The following is a 17359-nucleotide window of genomic DNA, read 5'->3' as shown; positions in this document are numbered from 1 at the left end:
GGGCGGCTGACTGTTGCGGCGGCCGCCCGCTGGAGGGGAGGTCAGTTGCCGGTCGGCGGGGGCGGGTCGGAGATGTCGCCGGTCAGGAGGTCGTCCAGAGGGAGGTACTGGCACTCGGTGGCGTCATGCATGCGCAGGTGCAGCCAGCTCAGGTCTTGTCCGGCCCTCAGAACGGCCTCGGCGGCGATGACCGCGCCCCGTGGATAGGTGCTGGCGTCGTCCAGGTCGGCGCAGACGACGATCAGGCCCGGGCGGCGCGGCATGTGGCGGAGCTTGAAGGTGGCGTAGCTGCGGTCATCGAGGAGTACGAGCGGGGCGAGCTGGTACTCCTTGGCGGTGAACAGCACCGACGGCAGGTGGCGGAGCGGCACCCGGCAGGGGTGCAGGCCCACCGGATCGTCGGAAAGGCTGTCGCTGATGACCAGCACCGGCTGGAGGGGCCATACGGGGTGGACGTCGTCGTCCGGGAGGCGGAACTCCGCGTTGAGCGCCGTGTCGGTGATGACCCACGGTTCGGGATCGTTCCCGTGCCGGGGCCGGTGGGCAGCGTCATGGAAGGAACGGACTTCGCGGATCTCGGCGCCTGCGGCGAGAGCGGACATCAGGCGCTCGCGGTGGGTCTGCTGTCGCGGTCCGAGAATGTACGCGGCGTCGAAGCTGCGCGAGTCCTCCCGACGGGGCCCGTCGCCCGCAGATGCGAAGCGGAGCAGGAACGAGGCGGCCTCAACCATCTCGGCGCTCATGTCCACTCCGTAGCGCTGGTCTGCGAGCGTGGCGGTGTCCAGGGCGGTGCGAAGGGTGTGGCTTCCGCGCACGGGCCGGCTGCCGAAATGCAGGTGGTCGAGCAGGAGGTCACGCTGGGCGGGAGAGAGGCGGACCAGCATCGCAGGCCGTCCTTTCAGTGGAAGTTGTCGAAGCCCGCGGTGCCATGCGGCGGGTGAGGGAGGCCGGTCTCGGCGGGATCTCACGGAGCCGGAAATCGGCGCTGTTGCTCCACGCCGGCGGGCTGGGGTGCAGGCTCCGGGGGCAGCACGTCGCGCTGCCCCCGGAGCGCGGACTCCTAGGAATCGGCTTCGTCCGTGAGCTTGATACAGCCCACGGGTATGCCCGTCAGGCGAAATCGCTCCACGTCGTCGGGGATCGTGTGCCAGCGGTTGGTCTGGTCGCTGCGCAGGCGCTTGGTGGATGCCTCGTCGAGGAGGATGTCGAACCGCCTGCCGGTACGGTTCGGCTGCTGGACCGTGCCGGTCAGGAAGCGCAGGCAGGCCCTGCTGATCGTGGAGTCGATCTCGGCAGACCGGCCGGGCGTGATGACGGGACGCTTCTCAGCGTCCAGGTCGAGGAGCCGCGCGGTGGCGGCCTCCTGAATGGCGACCAGGGACTTGACGTCGGTCAGGTCGCGGATGTGGTCGCGGACCTCGGGCGTGGTGAGCATGCGTGGTACCTCTCGTGTCGCGGGGGTGACCGGGCACTGATCTGCCCGGAGGCTCAGGGGCCGGACGTCGGCCGGGCCCGGCGGGTGCCATGCACCCGCCGGGGCGAGGCGGGGCGGTCAGTCGAGCGGGTAGAGAACGAGGGCTGCGACGGCGTTGTCAGGGATCTCGGGGAACAGCTCGCGCAGCTCGCGGTCTTCCGCCAGTTCGCTTTCCAGGGGGTAGATGTCGCCGGTCAGCCCGTAGATAGGGGCGTATCGGCTACGGCTGTAGGTGCTGAAGGGCGAGTAGCGGTTGCCCTCGCTGTCACCGGAAAGGACAACCAGCGTCTTGCCGGGGAGACCTGCCCAGTCCTGGCGGACGAGCTGGCGCAGGCGGGCGAGGGTGAGCGGCTGGTCTCGCCGGTTCGTGGTCTGCTCGGGTTCGGCGGGGCTGGATGAGGGCATGGCGAACTCCCTTTGCGCGTGTCTGGTTCGGGGGAGAGGGCCGGGGCACGGTGTGCCCCGGCCGGAGTGCGTGAGGGGTCAGGCGGCGTCCGGCGTCTTGGGCCGGTGCTTGGCCACGGCCTGGTCCTCGACCTCGGAAAGGGCGTAGCTGCCGTTGTCGGCCTGGCCGAGTGCTTCGAGGAGCAGCAGGTAGGCGGCCTGCTGGGGGCTGGGGGCTTCCCAGAGGTAGGCGGGCTGGTAGCGGGCCATGTCGTAGGTCTTCGGGTCGCGGATGTCGGCCTCGAAGGCGGCGGCGACCTGTGCGAACAGCACGTTCGCGAGCTTGGCCTTGGGCAGGGCGGCGGCCAGTTCCGCCGCCGTGGCGTCCTCGCCCTCCTTGGCCCCCAGGAACCGTGCGACGTCAGCGGTGTTGCCCTTGCTGGCCCACTTGCCGTAGAACTCGGGCAGCTCCAGCAGCACCTGCTGAGCGAAGGTCCGCGCCTCGTCGGGGAGGCTCTTGCCTTTCACCAGGCGGCTGATGAACTGCTGGCGGGGTCCGGCTGCGGCCTTCCAGGCGCGGTTGCAGGCGACCACGCGCGCCCGCTCGGCCGACTTCTCTGCCGCCTCCGCCTCGTCCTCCGCGCTGCGCGGCGGCTTGGGCTGCTTGCGGACCTTGTGCCCGCTGGCGGCCGGGTCGGCGCAGTGCCAGACGGGCTGGTTGTCCTCGTCCAGCGTGGCGCAGTGGCCGTGGCAGCCGTGGTGGTTGTCGGCGGTGAGCGGGGCCCCGAGACCGGTGGTGAGGTCGGTCAGCGGCTTGGCCGACTGCCGCTGCTCGCGGGGGAGGGAAGACAGCAGGGCGACGCCGGACTCCTGGAGAGCTGCTGTGGCGTCCGCGCGGGCCTTGGCGCTGGCCTGCTCCTCCATCAGCAGGGCGAACTCCTGGTCCCAGTGCCCGCGCCCGCCCCGGCCCTCTTCCTGGTCTTTCGCCAGGGCCCTGAGCAGCCGGTGCGTGGCGTTGGAGATGCCCTCGACCTCGGTGAGCTGGGCGGTCTGTTCCAGGTCCATGCCTCCGGCCGTGGCCTGCCGCAGTACAGCGTCATTCAGCTTCTGAGCCTTGCGCAGGTGGTTGACCGCGCCGCGCTTGAGGCCCATCGCCTTGACGGCCCTGGCCTGGTCGACCTCGTCCATGCCGACCAGGGACAGTTCCTGGGCCTTGAGGGTGTCCCGGGCGTCCATCTCCTGGCGGTGGTCGTTCTCCACCAGCGACAGAAACCGGGTCCAGCCATCCCGGCCGACCAGATCCGCGCACACGAACGCCTTGACGGTGCGGACGGGGCGGCCGTCCTGCTCGGCCGTGGCGTTGGCGATCTGCGCCGCCTGGGCACGCCGCCACCCCTTGAACACCCCGTAGGTGCCGTCCGGGTTCGGCCGGACGCTGATGACCTCCTCGACGCCCAGTTCCTTGACGGACGAGATCAGCTTGGTGTCCGGCTCGGTGTCGTGCTCGCGGGCGTTGCACTCGTCGCGCACGAGCAGTGCCGGGTCGAGGTGGACGAGGTGCTGTGCGGTCTCCTCGAAATCGTCGGGCTTGTCGGTCTGGGGCGAGACGGCGGTGGCCATGTGGCTCTCCTCTTCCTTGTCTCAGTGGGGAGTTGGGGGAGCGTCTCCCCGTCGTCATATTTCAATAATAGTGCAGTTCTGGGATGTGGCTAGACACCCTCTGACCTGCAAAAATGCGTTGCTCAGCTCAGGTCGTGAACCAAGAGCCACGACGGCCCTGACAGAACTGGCAGGCCGTGCCGCTCGGTGAGACTGAGCAGGGCGTCGTTCCATAGCGGGTCGACGTCGAGGTCGGACATCGGCCGGTACTCGTTGGGCTCCAGCTCCTCGCACGCCGTGCCCAGGATGATGTGCTCACTGTCGCCGACACGGAAGAGGCCGACGCGTACGAACCCCGGGGCCGGACTGGCAGTCTCGGCGGGCCGGGCTTCCAGCGCGGCGTGGAGCGCGCCGAGGTCATGGGATGGGGCAATTGCAATGCCGTAGATCGCGTACACGGACGACTTGACGGACACGGCGGGCCTCCCTGGGTCAGGCCGTCACGCGGGTGACCTGGCGGGTCGGCAGGTGGACCCGCAGCACGTCTTCGAGTTCGGGCGGATCGATCGCTGCGAGCCGGTTGAGCGCGGAGGCCAGCTCCCGGTCGGCGAACAGCGCGTCGGTGAGTTCTGCTTCACGAACCGGTACGCGGACTGCCCGGGTGTGAGTGTGCCGCAGGTCCGGCGTCTCCTCGGTGGTTGTGAGCGCTGCGATGAACGGGTTCCAAGTGACGCCCTGCGCCGCCCTCCGTTCCGTGGGCGTGAAGTACGCGGCCACCGGTGCCGGGACGTCCTCGCTCTGCTGCGCTGCGAAGGCTGCGACCCGGTCGACGACGACTTCGCGGAGCTTCTCCTCGGTCGCGGTGAGGGCCTCGATGGTCAACGACTCCAGGGACTTGAGTGTGAGACGGGTGAGGGCCTCGCGAACCAGTGGCGCGGTCGGCGTGGCAAGCGCTGAGGCCAAGTCGTTGGACTTCATCCGTGATGTCCTCTCGTGCTGATGGTCACGCAGGTGGAGGGTGGCCGGCAGTTCCAGGGTGCGGCCGCCGGTGTAGGTGATCCGCTGGCGGTCGGGACTGCCGCCGGTCTCGGCGAGAGGGACTCCAGGCCTGGCGGTGGTGGTCCAGGAGCGGGGCGCTCCTTCAGGCGCGGCAACTTCGTGGCCAAGGTGGCTGGTTGGGGAAATTCAGACGGTGGGCGGGCTGGTGGGGCTGTGCTGCTCGCGTCGTTCGGCGTCCCGCTGTGCGTCCTGTGCGGTGTATCCGGTGTCGCAGAGCGGTCGGCAGAGCTGCCCGGCGGGGGCGTGGCAGGTCTCGCAGGCTTCGGTGAAGTCTTCGGAGGGGATCCACGGGCGGGGCTCGTTGCGTGGGGTGGCGGGCATGGCTGAGGGGCCTCCTGCGGCGAGAAGATCGGGGCGGCCGCGCCTCGTCTGGTGGCGACGGCCGCCCGCGCGCACGTCCAGTTGGGCTCGGCGGTGGGCCTGTCAGAAGGTGCAGGTTCCGGCGAGGGCGGGGCGGCTCGCGGTCACAATGGACGCGCAGCCCCGGACGCGCAGGTCGCCGGTGTGGTCCCAGTCTCGCCACCACCGGGTGCGGGGGTCCCATCCGCTCTCGCCGACGATGAACCCGAGCAGGGTGCCTCCGCCGTGCTCCCGGTACTGGCGCAGTCCCCAGGTGTCGGGGTGTTGGGCGGCGACGGGGGAGGACAGGACGGCTTCGAAGATGACGCGCACGGTGAGGGCGGGCCAGGAGTCGGCCGGGTGCGGGTCGGACTCGAAGAAGATGCCGCGTGCCTCCGGGTCGATGCCCTTGCGTGCGGCTATGGCGAGCGGGCGGGCGACATCGTCGGGGACGACGGCGTACAGGCGGCCCATGTGGTCGGTGGCGACCGTGACGGCGTCCGCGGTGAGGATGGGCGAGGTGGCTGCGGCCATGGGGGTATCCCTCCGGGGCGTACTGGATGACTGGGTGGCCCGGTCTCAGGCGGGGAACTGTGCGGGCGCGACGGCTGTGGGGGTGACGACGTGGTGGCCCTGGACGCGGAGCTCGGCGGCCCCGGCTGACGCTGTGGGCGTCGTTCGTCTGCGGGGTCACGGCGTCCGGGTCAGATGACGCGGATCGTGGGATCGGCTTCCAGCACACCGAGCGCTGCGCGGATGGCGGCCCGGGTTTCTTCGCTGGGGCGGGAGTACGGGAACTTGAGGGCGCGCACGGCGGTGTCGAGTTCGTCGTCGCTCAGCTCGTCGAGCTGCTGGCCGCTGCGGTACAGGGCCACAGCAGTGCAGGTGGCCACACGACCCCGGTTGTAAGTGACGGCCTGATCCGCAGTGAGGTCGGCGCCGAATACGTCGCGGGCGGTCGGCGGCAACGGTGGGATACCCGTGTCGAGCGCACGGGCGCTCATGCGGATCAGGGGCGGGAGCAGGGCACGGAGCAACGAAGTCAGCAAGGCAACTCCTGGGCGTTGAGGGGCGATGGTCTAGCCCTGGGGGCCGGGTCCGGGGAGTTCCCCGGACCCATTACATAAATAATAGTGCATTACTGCTGAGTGTGAACCCACCTCTGACCTGCGGTTCACTCCCGCGAGCGGGCTGCGGGGAGGTCGGTAACCAGGACGGTCGCGTTGTCCGCGTAGCTTGAGGCGTGTCGGACTCCACGGCTCCCAGGTAGGACGTCACACGATTGCGGCTGCCATTGAAGACGCGCCGCATGTTGTGGTCAGCAGTGAGGCACTGGAGAGTGCGGCCGGGGGTGAGGACGTAGGCGCGGACGTCGCCGCACCATGCGACGGTCAGCGGCTTGCCGGGGACGGCGACAGCGACGGCGGCGCATGCGTTGGGCAAGTCCGCGTACGGGTCGCTGCGCGCGGGCTCGGCGGCGTACCGGTCGTAGACGGCGCGGAGGCCGGCCTCGGCGTCGCCGCGTCGCGCCGCGGCCTGAGCGACGCGGCGGGCGGCGGCGCTGGTCCAGGCCTCCACCTCGTCGCTGGAACCGATGCCGTCGCACAGGACGTACGCGCGGGTTCCGGCGTGGGTGTAGGTGGCGGTGGCGTCGCACTGGTGGGAGCGGTCGCCTATCAGCTGCGCGGACGCGTGGGCCATGGATGCTCTCCTTGGCTGGGGCGGAGTAGTCGGCCTGCTCGGCCGGACGGGGGGCCGTGGCATCAGTGTCGGGCGCTCGGTCGGATAGTGCCGGGAGTGGGAGGGGGTGGGGGGAACCCCCTCCCGCATCATCAATAATAGTGCTTTTCAGGGGTGTGTGAACCCACCCCTGACCTGCGGTTTTACGGCCAGTTGTGCTCTCGGCGGGGCGGTAGCGGGAAGGTGCGCCGGGGGTCCATGCGTACGCAGCGCTCGCAGTAGGCCGTGACGCGGTTGGCGTTGCAGTCGCCCCACTGGCACTCGAAGTGCTCACGTGGCCCGCAGATCAGGCACCGCCACAGGGTGATCCCGTGCAGCTCGCACGGCTCGTAGCGCTTGCGTGAAGGGAGCAACTCCAGGGCGGGGCGGGGGCGTTCGAGGTGGGCGACGTCGGCGGCCGGGAACGACTCGTCGCCGCCGCGTATCCAGCGGGGCGACAGCTGGGCGTACCGCTCGGGCGTGGTGTAGTACGGCAGACCGGCCGGGCTGAACACCATGGCCAGATGACCGCCGGAGATCAGGGTCTCCAGCCGGTCAAGGCTGAACTCCCCGCGCAGGGAGAGCATTTCGTCCTGACGCAGGCTCCAGGCGTACCCGTACCGGCGCAGGATCCGACGCTCTCGGGCGGCCGGGCCCGTCAGGGCGGCGTCGAGTTCCTCGACGGCTTCGATCGCGGCCGTCGGGCTGGCGGTCAGCTCGCGCACCGCGTCCTCGGCGGCCGCACGCGTGGCGTGGCTGCTGAGCGCGTACCCGTGGAGCTGGTCCACGGCCTGGTGGCGTCCGTCGTGCTCGGCGGCGGCGTACCGGACGGGCCGCTGCGGCTGGGTGCGGCGTCGGGTCATGGCGGAACTCCATCTGCGCAAGGGGCGGGAGGTGGCGGCGGAGGCCGGCCGGGCGCCGGTCAGCTCCTGGGTAGCGGCCTGTAGGCGGAGAAGACGTAGTGGCCCAGCTCGCGCAGCATGCCGGCGGTGTCGTCCACGGCCGCGGGGTCGTGGTCGGCCTGGCGGGTGTACGCCTCGATCTCGTCGTTCCAGGCGAACCCCTGGGCGGCCAGGGACTGTTCGGTGAGGGGTGTGAGGTCGTCGGAGGACTGCGGGGCGGCAACGAGTCCGTGAGCGGGGTCGGGTACGACGAGGAACACCGGGCTCCTTCCGTGTGGGCCGCCCTGGTCGGGGCGGCCCACGGCCGGGGCGGACGAGGGGTCAGCGGGTGACGGTGACGGTGCGATCGGCGTCCAGGACAGCGAGCGCGGCACGGATGGACGCGCGGGTCTCCGCGCTCGGGACCGAGTAGGGGAAGTCCAGGGCGAGCACCGCGTCGTCCAGGTCGTCGTCGGTCATCGGCAGCGTGTATCCGCTGCGGTAGAGGGCGACGGCGGTCGCGGTGGCGACACGGACGCGGTTGTAGGCGATGGCTTCCCCGGCCGTGACGTCGGTGCCGAGCGCTTCGCGCGCGGTGGGCGGCAGTTCCGCGATCCCGGCGGCGAACCGGCGGGCGGGAATGCGGAGACGTGCCGGTCGCAGGGCGCGGCGCAGCGTTCGAAGCATGGCAACTCCAGGGGCTGGGAGTGGGGAAGGGGGCCGTCACCAGGTGAATGAAGTCGAGGGAAGGGACGGCGCCCCTCGGATAGTGTCTTTTGGGGTGGTGTGAACCCGCCCCTGACCTGCGCAAACGGCGAGGTGCGCGCGTCCGCGCGCGGCGGGTCAGAGCTGCGGCGCGTACGCGGCCAGGGACTTCGGTGCCGCCCTGGTGTAGATGCCCTCCAGGCCGGACGGGGCGATCAGGCCCCAGGTGAAGGTGGCGGTGTCGACGTGGAACTGCCCGCGCCGGGGGTGCGGTGGGATGAAGGCGCGCAGGACGCCGACGCCGTAGGCCTCCAGCGTGCCGTCAAGCAACGCGTCGCGCTGCTCCCCGGTTACCTCCGGTCCGTACTTGTCGAACTGCTCGTCGGCAACGACGGCGAAGACGGGGCTGAGGTTGTCCTCGATGGGGCCGAACATGCTGCGCCAGTGGGCGAGGTCGGCCATGGCCTCCGCGCGGCTGGCGCGGGTGCTGAGGTAGCTCACACCGTCGCGGTGGTCGGCGAACTCGTCCGTGTCGTACAGCCACGCCTCGAACTGGTGCTCTGTGTACATCCCGACGCCGTTGTGGCGGCGGCGCAGGAACCCGAAGGGCTCGCCGTCGACGAGTACGGGGTGGCGCTCCGTGCAGAACTCGCAGGTGACGCCGACGTGGCGCAGGAAGCGCTGCAGGTGGGGGAAGCGGGCGAAACGGGTGGCGCAGTTGCAGCAGGTGTACACCTCCCAGCGGGAGGGGCTCGCGACCGTGTCGTGGCGGCACTGCGGGCACTGGTAGGCCTTATTGCAGTTCCAGTCGATGATCGGCATGGGGGTCACTTGCACGGCAAGCTCCTGGGAACTGGATTCGGGGGAGGGGGGCGGGCCGTCGCCCTGGCGGGCGGGGTGCCGGTGCGGCGACGGCCCGGACTCAGTTTCTATAATAGTGTGAGTCGAGTTGGCGTGAACCCCCCTCTGACCTGCTCGTTTACGGTGTGCCTGGGGCCTTTCAGTGCCGGTGGGTCGACGGCGTGGCTTCGTGCCCGAGGTCCGGCGGCACGCAGTAGTCGACGTCGGATTCCGGGGAGACGAGGCCGCCGGAATCGACGTCCGTGCAGTAGGCGTCGAAGATCTCGCCTGCGGTGAGGGGTTCGAAGTCTCCCTTGCGCAGTCGCCAGCCGTAGACCTGGTCCGGGGCGCTCGGGGTGGTGGTCCGAATGACGAGTCCGCCGGGGCTCCGGGTCGCCAGACCGAGGGCGAGGACCGTGGTGAATTCGAGGGCCTCGGCCTCGTCGACCTGGCTCGCGCCGCCCGGGTCCGTATCCGCGTGAAGGACGGCGACCAGGGTTTCGGGTGCCGCCGAGACGCTGCAGACCAGGTGCCGGTGGCCCGGTCGGGCTGTGTCGAGGATGCGGGCCAGCAGGCCCGAGGACCGGGCGAAGGCCGTTCGGCCGATGTCCTCGCCGCAGCAGGTGCAGGCGCCGAGGCGGGCCAGAAGTGTGGAGGCGTACTCCCAAGTGGCCTGGCGGACGGCTTCGTCGACCAGGGCCTGGACCAGGTCGGCTAGGGGCTGGCCGTCGTAGTTGAAGGCGTCGGGCCGGGTCTCGATCGCGTCCAGGATGGCGGACGCCACCTCGGCGGGCGTCTCGGGGTGCCGGGTGGCCTCGGTGTCGGTCATCGCAACTCCAGTCGTGAATAACGGTGTTGGAGTGGTGCTGGTGGGACTCGAACCCACGACCTCAGGACTTATAAGATCCGCGCTCTACCAACTGAGCTACAGCACCTCGGTGTGCGGTTGTGAGGGCCACGCCCTTCGGCCAGGCCGGGCGGGGCGCGGCCTCGTTCTGGGGGCCGGGCTGAGAGGGTCTGCGGAGGCGAGGCGGGGGCGGGAACCGGTGGGCAGCAACCGTTTCTCGAATTCCAATAATAGTGCCTTTAGGTTGTGAGGGAACCCACCCCTGACCTGCGCTTCTTACTCCCGTGCTGCCTGGGCGAACGCGGCCAGCATGGCAATCATGGAGCTGGGGCGCCCGGACGCTTCGGCCTGCACCCCCTCACCGGAGGGGCCGACGAGCACGGTGACGCTGTCGACCTGGACGGGGCCGTGCTCGCCGGGCGGCCTGGTGTCGTGCTGCCAGATGACCCGGGTGCGCCGGTACTGCTCCTCGATCCGGGCCCCGGGCAGTGCGCCGGCCACGGCTTCAGCGACGGCGCGGCGGCTGCTCTCCTCCGCCTCCTGCCGTGCGGCGATTTCGGCGGCCTGCTGCGCGGCCTCGGCGTGCAGGGGATACAGCCGCCGGGTGATCTCGCGGGCCACATGGCGGGGGCTGCTGGCTGTGACCCCGATCGACGGCGCGGTCATCTTGGTCTCGTCCGGCAGCGCGGCGTGGATCTTCAGGCGATCGGGGCGGCGGTCGTCGGGCTGGCACAAGCGCAGGGCACGGCCGTCTCCGTCAATGACAAGCCGTCCCCAACCGCGCCCGTAGTCGGTGAGTTCGGCCGTACGGCAGTGCGTACCCAGCTCCCGCGCCACTTCCTCGGCGAACGCGTCGAACTGCTCCTGTGTGGTCAACTCGCGTGTCATGGCGCTCTGTTCACTCCTTCGGATAGTGGGGGGGGGTGCTCGGTGCGGGGTCCCTCGCGCTGCCCTGGTCGCGGATCTCGGCATCGCGGCGGGCGTCTTCGGCGGTGTAGCCGGTGTCGCACGGCGGCTTGCACAACTGGCCTGGAGGCGCGCCGCACGTCTCGCACTGGTCGTCGAAGTCCTCGGGGCGCCACGGCCGCAGTGGGCCAGTCATGCGGGGAAAACCTGGATGTGGTCGACGACTGCCCGTGCGGACAGGACCAGAGTCCAGTGCATCGGCTCGGTGCACTGGGCCTGCCACAGACTCGCGGGGCGGGACGGGGTGATCTGGTGGCTGGTGGCCGGGCTGATGCTCCACTCGCGGCCGTGCGCGTCGGTGGCGGTGTAGGTGAGGAACTCGGGCTTGTCTTGACGGCCGTTGTCTGTCCAGGAAAGGCCGGCGGCCGTGAGGGCGCGGCCCAACTGGTCGCAGCGCTCGCGGGTGATGTGACCGAAGGTTGCCAAGGTGTGGTCCCTTCTGCGACGGGCGGCGGTGTGAGGCGGTCAGGCGACCCGTCAGGGTGTGGTGGTCCACAGTGGGAGGCCGGTGGTGGTGCGGGCGCTGATGCCGGGGCGCACTGGGACGTCGCGGTAGTCGGACACCTTCACGTAGCCCCCTCGCTGGGTGTCGAGGCGGACCGGGGCGCCCTCCCATTCCCACTGCGCGATGAGTTCCGCGGGGAGGTTCTCGACGTCGTCGGCCTCCACCTGTACGGCCCACGCGGTCAGCTCCTCGCCGTACTCCTGCCGCCATTCCTTCAGGACGGTGAAGAGCTGGGCGAAGTCGTCGACCAGGGCCAGGGCGCGCGCCTGGTCGGGGGCGGGGTCCTCGGCGTAGGTCGGGACGTCGGGGCGGGTGCGTTCACCAAGGCTCATCAGCCAACGCATGATCAGAACATCTCCCTTGTCGGGCGGGCGGGGCGTGTGGGTGAGGGGCGGTGCGTCAGGGGCGCCCGGACGGCTCGGGCTTGCGGTAGCGGTACAGGAAGCGCGCGGCCCATTCGCGGCTCGCGAAGCCGGGGATGCGGATGCCGCTGCCGGGGCGGTCGCCGGGATACTCGGCCACCCATGCCCGGCAGTCCGCGTGGTACCAGGTGACCCCGTAGCAGGTGGCGCGCTCCCGGCGGTCGAGGACGCGGTAGCCGTACCAGCCGGTGTTGGCAGTGAACGTGAACTCCTCAGGCACGGTGGCTCCTTTGGTCGGCTCCGGGTGCGAGAGGGGGCGGGGCGATCCGATCGCCCCTGGCGTAGGTCGGTGCGTCGGGGCGGGTGCGTTCACCGAGGCTCATCAGCCAACGCATGATCAGAACATCTCCTTCGTCGGGCGGGCGGGGCGTGTAGGTGAGGGGCGGTGCGCCGAGGGCATCCGGACGGGTCGGGTTTGCGGTAGCGGTAGAGGAAGCCGGCAGCCCACCCGCGGCTGGCGATAGCGGGAATGCCGCCGCCTTGCGGGGTTGCCTCCCGTCGCGCCTCCCTCAGCTCTCCGTCGGAGCTGGGTTGGCCCGGATCACGGCCGTGATGGCCTTGATGGACGGGGTGTCGTGCTGACCCCTGCGGTCCGGCGTGACGCACAGCCCGGACCGGGTCCGGCGCGCGACGCCTGAAGCGACGAAATAGGGCAGGTCGTACTGCCACTTCCGGCCCCCGTCGGCCGGTCGGCCTACACGGAGGTTCAGGAGGAAACCCCCGTCAAGGGGCGCCCACGCCTGCTGTGTCTTCCAGCCGTGCGCCTCAGCGAGCGCGAACAGGGCAGCAACCGGCTTCGGCAGGGCGTAGCCCTCCGGGGCAGTATCCGTGATGCCTGCCTCCAGCCGACCCTGCGTGACATCGCGGACGTGCCGCTCGGCGGGGGTCAGAACGCTGTCGCGCTCCAGGGCGGCGGCCAGGGTGACGGTCCGTCCGCTGTAGCGGCAGGTGATCCCGACGCCGTACGCGTCACGGATCACCGCACGCCGCGTGCCGTTCATGTCCCACGTCGACATCGGCTCGTGCGCGGTCAGGACGCCGTTGCGGACGCTCGTCGTATTGCCGCACGGGCACACCGTCTCCACGGTACGCAGCAGGTCGTACCAAACGTTCGGCAGGAGGATCGTCGGATCGTGCTTCTCCCCAGTAGCGAGCTGTTCGAGCATGGTCGGCACGATGTTCTCCTCAGTTTCCCTGGTGCGGACGGCGGTGAACTGGTCCCAGTGCCGGACGTGGTGGGTGCCGGTGACGTGGACGCTCCCGCGCATCGCTTCGTCCAGGTCGAACACGACGGAGTCCGCGGGGCCGGGCGGTGGCGTGCACGGTGCCGGCGGGTGTCTCGACGCTCAGCGTCGAACTCATGGCGGCTGCTCCTGGTGGTGGTCGACGTAGCGGCCGGTGCGCTGATGCGGTGGCCGTGGCCTGGTGGGCGGTGATGGTCTCCCCGCGCCCGGCGAAGGGGAGGGGCGGGCGCGGGGAGACAAGGGCGGCCAGCGGCGATCTGGCCTGGGGGCCGTGTGCCTTCCCCCTTGGGGAAGGTCGGGGAAGACACACGGGGCTTGTGGGCAGCTACGTCTGCGGGAAGTAGCTCCAACAGGTGCAGCCGCTGCCGTCGGCCCGCGAGCGGGGCCACAGGCGGGACAAGTCGTGTTCAGACTTGGGGTATCTGCACTCACCGCAGGGCGGGCCCCAGGTGTCGGGCTCGTCGGCGGGCTCGTCGGTGTAGATGTCCGGCGCGCTCCATGGGAAGCCTCCGAGGTCGAACCTGACGGAGGAGTCGGGCATGAGGTGGGCCCACCCTGCGGGCCACCCGACGACGGGTTTGCGGCGGCATCTGGCGATGGCATCGCGGACGGCGCGGCCTCGCCATATCTGCGTGACGCCGGGTGGCGGGGACGTCGATGGGGTCCGCAGCTGGTGCGGGGGTGTCAGGCACGATCGCTTCCCTCGTCGCTGGCGGTCGGCTCGGGGAGGGCTGGAGCGCTGTAGATCTCGCGGTCCTCGGCGGCGACGCCGGGGCAGGGGGTGAGGGCGACTTCGACGGCGGCGGTATTCATGGGGTGCAGCCATCCGTTACGGACGGTCCAGCCGCAGCTGCGGGGGCGCGGCTCGGCGGCCGTGGTGGCTATGAGAGTGGCGCCGGTGACGGTGCTGCCCTCCAGCGCGAACACGAGAAACACGGCAAGGGTGTAGTAGTCGTCATCGCCGAGAATGCCGCTGAGCTCGATGTTCGTTGTGGGTGAGAATTCGACTGTCTGGCACAGGGGTATGCCGTCGGTCCGCATGATCGCGATGTCCAGCGTGCGTTCGCCAGGGCCGATGGCCTCGAACACGGCGGCCAGCGCGTCCAGTGTGCGATCCATGGCGGCCTCGGTTGCGGCCTTGTCCGGGGGGATGAATCCGGGGCGTGCGGGCATGGCGGATTGCTCCTTGGCGAGAGGTAGTCAGCAAAAGGCCGGCGGGGCCGTGTGGGGACGGCGGTGGGGCGGTGGGCGGTGGGCGGTGCGGCGCGCACCGCGTTCGGGTGTAGTGGGGCTTCCTCGCGCGCGGTCTGCTCCGCAGACGTGCTGCTCTGCTGCTACGCGGCAGGGGCGAGGCGGGTGCGCTCCGCGCTCGGGGGACCGTGTGGGCCGGGCGGGGGCCCCGACCCACACGGGGTCTTGGGTCGCCGTGTCCGGCGACTACTGCGAACGCTCCGCGCTCTGGGGACGGTCGGGCCCGTGCGGGCCGGGCTGGGGGAGTTGCCCGGCCCGCACGGGGGTCTGTCAGCCGTGTGCGGCGGCGGCCGTGAGGGCGGGGAGTGCGAGCGCTTCCAGGGCGGCGGCCTGGTCGGCGTCGGCGAGGGTCTGCGCGGTCGATGTGACGGCCTGCATCACGCCGCCCGCCGTGATCTGCCCACCCCGAATGAAGTGGGCGAGGATCGTTTCCTTGGTCTCGTTGCTGATCTTGAGAGACTTCGTGACGTGCTCGATGGTCTTCGTCGGCTCGGCCACGGGCTTACCGGCGGCGGCCTGAATCTCACCGAGCTTCGCTTCGACGTACTCGCGAGAGAGGAACGTCCGGACCGCGTCGGCGGTCTTGGACGTGATTACCGCGAGTTCCTTCCGCTCGGTCTCCTCCGACCAGGACACCACTCCCTCGTCGTGCTTGGCGCCGATGTGCACGGCGCGCATGACGTCCATGGGCATGGTCAGGCCGTTGGTGCACACCCGCATGACCACACGCGGGGTCACCGACCACGCACCGGCCCCGACTTCGCTGTTGGTGATGACGAATCCGGCCGAAACGATCGGGAGTTCGTCACCACTGCGGCCGTCGAACGGTGAGCGGTACCCGCTGAGCAGCTCGGGCGCCATGACGGCGACCGCTTCGGACTCCACCCGCACGTACATGCGACGGTCGGTGAGATCGCAGCCTGTGACGTTGGTCGGGTGCCCGGACTTCTGCACGCCGTCCAGGGCGGCCAGCAGAATGTCAAGGTTGTCCATGACCTTGTAGCTGTCGGACATCAGCGCGCGGGCCACGCCAGCGGCGGGCGCGGCGCCGGGGGCGCTGTCGCCTCGGAGCGCACGGAGCATGAAACGGCGGTCGGGCTCCTGGCGAAGCCACGCGTTCACGTTCTCGTCCAGGAGCGGGACGTTCTCGGCGCGCATGCGGCGGAGGTAGCCCACCGGGATCTTCAGCTTGTCCGCGATGCCCTCGTCCGCGACGGCGGTGGGGCGGTAGGTGCCGTCCACGTCCGTGACGCCCTCTTCCGTGATCTGGCGCTCGATGCCCTCGACCTGGACGTTTCCGTCACGGAACGACAGAGCGGATGCGGAGGTGACGACGTCCAGCTTCCGGTTCCTGTGGTCCTCCAGGATGGTGACCAGGTCCCGGAGATCGGCGTTCCGGGCGCCCCGGGGGGCTGCTGCCGTGGCGCGCTCTGCGTACTGCTGAGTCATGCGATGTTCCCCTTCGCTGTTGTCTTCTGCGGTTCGGGGGGCGGGGCCACCGCCCCCCGAACAACTTCAACAATAGTGCAAATCAGGGGTGAGTAAACCCACCCCTGACCTGGCGGTTTTGGGTCTCAGCGGGCGCTGGCCTCAGCGGTCAGGGCTTCCTGGATAAGGGCGTCCAGGGCCTGGCCGATGCGTCGCCTCGACCCCAGCCCCATGGGGCAGCAGCCCTCTCGGTCGATCCGCTCGAAGACCGCTTTCCTGGCCTGGCTCGGGGCGGTGATGCCGGGCATGACTCCGGCATCGATTGCCCGCTGCCTGAAATCGCCCCAGACGCCACACCAGCCCTGCGCGTCGGCCAACTCATCCAGCTCATCGACCGTGGCGGGAAGGATGGCCAGGATGCGCTGAGCCTCAGTCCGGTACTCCCCGCAGTTCTCGGCGATCCACTTCACCAGCGGATCGCCGGACGCCTTGAGGGCTTCCCATGCGGCCCTCTGGGCGGCGGCGCTCGTGGTGTAGGCCTTGCGGATCTCCTCGCTGTAGGCGCTGTCCTGGCGACGCCCCTCCTCGCCGTAGCCGTGCCGCTCCGGGTACTTCTCGCCTGCCGCAGTCACGGCTGCGCTCTGAGCCGTGGTGGCCGCTTCAACGCTCTCGACGTACTTCTGTACCTCCGGCAGCATCTGCCGGGCTCCCTGCTCTGCCATTTGTCGCTTCCCCTTCGACGTTGGTTTCTGCCGGGTCGGGGGGCGAGACCGCCGCCCCCCGAACAACTTCAACAATAGTGCAAATTAGGGGTGAGTAAACCCACCCCTGACCTGCGCTTCCTTCCCGTTCCCCCCTCCACTCTCAGGGAGGGACGGCAGCTAGCTCAGAAACCCGCGCGATTCGAGGAACTGGCCCAAAATGAGAGCGATCCCATGCGGCTTGTAGATCTGAGGGAAGCGCCGCATTTCCACTTCGGTCTGACCAGCCTTGTTCGGCTCGGGAAGCTGGTGGACGAGCCGGTAACTCGCGTCACCCGTCGGCATTTCCAAAACGACCGGGCCGAGCTTGGTGTTGACGCGAATCCCCGTGTATTTGTCGTCGACGTTGTGCAGGATATCGGCACCCGCGCGCAGGACGGAAAGCGGCAGGAAGTTCGCGACGGTACGGGCCTGAATGGCAAGGCCGTTCATCGGCGCGTCCGCTCCGGGTACGCGGCTGACAATGCCATCCGAGATCTTGATTTCCACGGTTTCCCCTTCGTTGTTCCTTGCGGTTTCCGGGGGTCGCCTCCCCCAGAACTCAAAGAATAGTGCATCTCGGGTTGGGATGGAACCCCCTCGTTGCGCCTGATGTTGCGTACCGGGGTGCATTCTGACGTTGCGTTAGGTGTTGCGCTCGGGGTTGCGCAACCCATCGGCAGACTCCGCACGAAACCACAGGTCACATGGGCATTCTTGGCGTGGTCGCATTGCTGACATCCCCTCTGCTGCCGCTCTCCCTGCCCGAATGAGAGAGAAAGGGTGGGTGCGGGCTGGGTGGCGCGGCGGCGTCGGGGATCCGGGGCGAGGTGGATGTGTTGCGCGTCGGCGGGGCCTCCGCGCGCTGGGTGTCGGGGCGCCTGGCGAGGCGCCTGACGGGGTGTTGGGTGTGCGGGTGCCCGGAGGGTGCCCACACACCCTCTGTCGTGTTCTAA

25 protein-coding genes, 1 tRNA gene and 1 pseudogene are annotated in these 17359 nt (G+C 69.8%); all 27 read right to left on the bottom strand.

Annotated features, from left to right (window positions below; genetic code table 11):
• Positions 1 to 41: 41 nt before the first annotated feature.
• Positions 42 to 884: a hypothetical protein gene (locus KUM49_RS48205; protein WP_254401028.1), complete on the bottom strand. Its 843-nt coding sequence runs from the start codon at positions 882 to 884 to the stop codon at positions 42 to 44.
• A 176-nt stretch (positions 885 to 1060) separates the two neighbouring features.
• The gene (locus KUM49_RS10290; protein ID WP_217236433.1) at positions 1061 to 1435 is read right to left on the bottom strand and encodes a hypothetical protein; all 375 of its coding nucleotides are present in this window, start codon (positions 1433 to 1435) and stop codon (positions 1061 to 1063) included.
• Between the two features lie 117 nt (positions 1436 to 1552).
• Positions 1553 to 1879 carry a hypothetical protein gene (locus tag KUM49_RS10285; protein WP_217236432.1) on the bottom strand — a complete coding sequence of 109 codons (327 nt, stop codon included), beginning with the start codon at positions 1877 to 1879 and terminating at the stop codon, positions 1553 to 1555.
• A 78-nt stretch (positions 1880 to 1957) separates the two neighbouring features.
• Positions 1958 to 3478, bottom strand: coding sequence for a ParB N-terminal domain-containing protein (locus KUM49_RS10280; RefSeq protein WP_217236431.1), 1521 nt, complete (start codon positions 3476 to 3478; stop codon positions 1958 to 1960).
• 122 nt (positions 3479 to 3600) lie between these two features.
• The gene (locus KUM49_RS10275; RefSeq protein ID WP_217236430.1) at positions 3601 to 3933 is read right to left on the bottom strand and encodes a hypothetical protein; all 333 of its coding nucleotides are present in this window, start codon (positions 3931 to 3933) and stop codon (positions 3601 to 3603) included.
• A gap of 16 nt (positions 3934 to 3949) precedes the next feature.
• On the bottom strand, positions 3950 to 4435 hold the full coding sequence (locus KUM49_RS10270) for a hypothetical protein (RefSeq protein WP_217236429.1): 486 nt from the start codon (positions 4433 to 4435) through the stop codon (positions 3950 to 3952).
• A gap of 207 nt (positions 4436 to 4642) precedes the next feature.
• A complete protein-coding gene (locus KUM49_RS10265) occupies positions 4643 to 4837 on the bottom strand; it encodes a hypothetical protein (protein ID WP_217236428.1) in 195 nt (64 codons plus the stop codon).
• Between the two features lie 102 nt (positions 4838 to 4939).
• A complete protein-coding gene (locus tag KUM49_RS10260; RefSeq protein ID WP_217236427.1) occupies positions 4940 to 5389 on the bottom strand; it encodes a hypothetical protein in 450 nt (149 codons plus the stop codon).
• A gap of 170 nt (positions 5390 to 5559) precedes the next feature.
• On the bottom strand, positions 5560 to 5859 hold the full coding sequence (locus KUM49_RS10255; protein WP_254401027.1) for a hypothetical protein: 300 nt from the start codon (positions 5857 to 5859) through the stop codon (positions 5560 to 5562).
• Positions 5860 to 5974: 115 nt separating this feature from the next.
• The gene (locus tag KUM49_RS10250) at positions 5975 to 6556 is read right to left on the bottom strand and encodes a PP2C family serine/threonine-protein phosphatase (RefSeq protein WP_217236425.1); all 582 of its coding nucleotides are present in this window, start codon (positions 6554 to 6556) and stop codon (positions 5975 to 5977) included.
• A 182-nt stretch (positions 6557 to 6738) separates the two neighbouring features.
• Positions 6739 to 7437 carry a hypothetical protein gene (locus KUM49_RS10245; RefSeq protein WP_217236424.1) on the bottom strand — a complete coding sequence of 233 codons (699 nt, stop codon included), beginning with the start codon at positions 7435 to 7437 and terminating at the stop codon, positions 6739 to 6741.
• Positions 7438 to 7496: 59 nt separating this feature from the next.
• On the bottom strand, positions 7497 to 7736 hold the full coding sequence (locus KUM49_RS10240) for a hypothetical protein (protein ID WP_217236423.1): 240 nt from the start codon (positions 7734 to 7736) through the stop codon (positions 7497 to 7499).
• Between the two features lie 61 nt (positions 7737 to 7797).
• Positions 7798 to 8142, bottom strand: a complete 345-nt coding sequence (locus KUM49_RS10235; protein ID WP_217236422.1) for a hypothetical protein — start codon at positions 8140 to 8142, stop codon at positions 7798 to 7800.
• A 156-nt stretch (positions 8143 to 8298) separates the two neighbouring features.
• A complete protein-coding gene (locus tag KUM49_RS10230; protein WP_217236421.1) occupies positions 8299 to 8997 on the bottom strand; it encodes a hypothetical protein in 699 nt (232 codons plus the stop codon).
• 163 nt (positions 8998 to 9160) lie between these two features.
• Positions 9161 to 9802: pseudogene (locus KUM49_RS10225) on the bottom strand (hypothetical protein); the annotation flags it as partial.
• A 59-nt stretch (positions 9803 to 9861) separates the two neighbouring features.
• Positions 9862 to 9935 (bottom strand) — tRNA-Ile (locus KUM49_RS10220).
• A 188-nt stretch (positions 9936 to 10123) separates the two neighbouring features.
• Positions 10124 to 10735: a hypothetical protein gene (locus tag KUM49_RS10215; RefSeq protein ID WP_217236420.1), complete on the bottom strand. Its 612-nt coding sequence runs from the start codon at positions 10733 to 10735 to the stop codon at positions 10124 to 10126.
• 10 nt (positions 10736 to 10745) lie between these two features.
• Complete coding sequence (locus KUM49_RS10210; protein WP_217236465.1) at positions 10746 to 10949, bottom strand: hypothetical protein; 204 nt, start codon at positions 10947 to 10949, stop codon at positions 10746 to 10748.
• A complete protein-coding gene (locus KUM49_RS10205) occupies positions 10946 to 11239 on the bottom strand; it encodes a hypothetical protein (RefSeq protein ID WP_217236419.1) in 294 nt (97 codons plus the stop codon). Before KUM49_RS10205 ends, KUM49_RS10210 begins: the two co-directional genes overlap by 4 nt.
• A gap of 51 nt (positions 11240 to 11290) precedes the next feature.
• The gene (locus tag KUM49_RS10200) at positions 11291 to 11662 is read right to left on the bottom strand and encodes a hypothetical protein (protein ID WP_217236418.1); all 372 of its coding nucleotides are present in this window, start codon (positions 11660 to 11662) and stop codon (positions 11291 to 11293) included.
• A 55-nt stretch (positions 11663 to 11717) separates the two neighbouring features.
• Positions 11718 to 11960, bottom strand: coding sequence for a hypothetical protein (locus tag KUM49_RS10195; protein ID WP_217236417.1), 243 nt, complete (start codon positions 11958 to 11960; stop codon positions 11718 to 11720).
• 289 nt (positions 11961 to 12249) lie between these two features.
• A complete protein-coding gene (locus tag KUM49_RS10190) occupies positions 12250 to 13029 on the bottom strand; it encodes a hypothetical protein (RefSeq protein WP_217236464.1) in 780 nt (259 codons plus the stop codon).
• A gap of 280 nt (positions 13030 to 13309) precedes the next feature.
• Positions 13310 to 13525 carry a hypothetical protein gene (locus tag KUM49_RS10185; RefSeq protein ID WP_217236416.1) on the bottom strand — a complete coding sequence of 72 codons (216 nt, stop codon included), beginning with the start codon at positions 13523 to 13525 and terminating at the stop codon, positions 13310 to 13312.
• Between the two features lie 143 nt (positions 13526 to 13668).
• Positions 13669 to 14157 (bottom strand): hypothetical protein, encoded by a 489-nt coding sequence (locus KUM49_RS10180; protein WP_217236415.1) that lies wholly within the window; start codon positions 14155 to 14157, stop codon positions 13669 to 13671.
• A gap of 348 nt (positions 14158 to 14505) precedes the next feature.
• Positions 14506 to 15684, bottom strand: coding sequence for a DUF932 domain-containing protein (locus KUM49_RS10175; RefSeq protein WP_217236414.1), 1179 nt, complete (start codon positions 15682 to 15684; stop codon positions 14506 to 14508).
• Positions 15685 to 15809: 125 nt separating this feature from the next.
• Positions 15810 to 16385: a hypothetical protein gene (locus KUM49_RS10170; protein ID WP_217236413.1), complete on the bottom strand. Its 576-nt coding sequence runs from the start codon at positions 16383 to 16385 to the stop codon at positions 15810 to 15812.
• Between the two features lie 159 nt (positions 16386 to 16544).
• Complete coding sequence (locus KUM49_RS10165) at positions 16545 to 16913, bottom strand: hypothetical protein (RefSeq protein ID WP_217236412.1); 369 nt, start codon at positions 16911 to 16913, stop codon at positions 16545 to 16547.
• Positions 16914 to 17359: the final 446 nt, after the last annotated feature.

Source organism: Streptomyces sp. AC555_RSS877, from assembly GCF_019049245.1.
Lineage (GTDB): Bacteria > Actinomycetota > Actinomycetes > Streptomycetales > Streptomycetaceae > Streptomyces.
The sequence above is the reverse complement of the archived record's forward strand: the minus strand, read 5'-3'. Positions and strand labels throughout refer to the sequence as shown.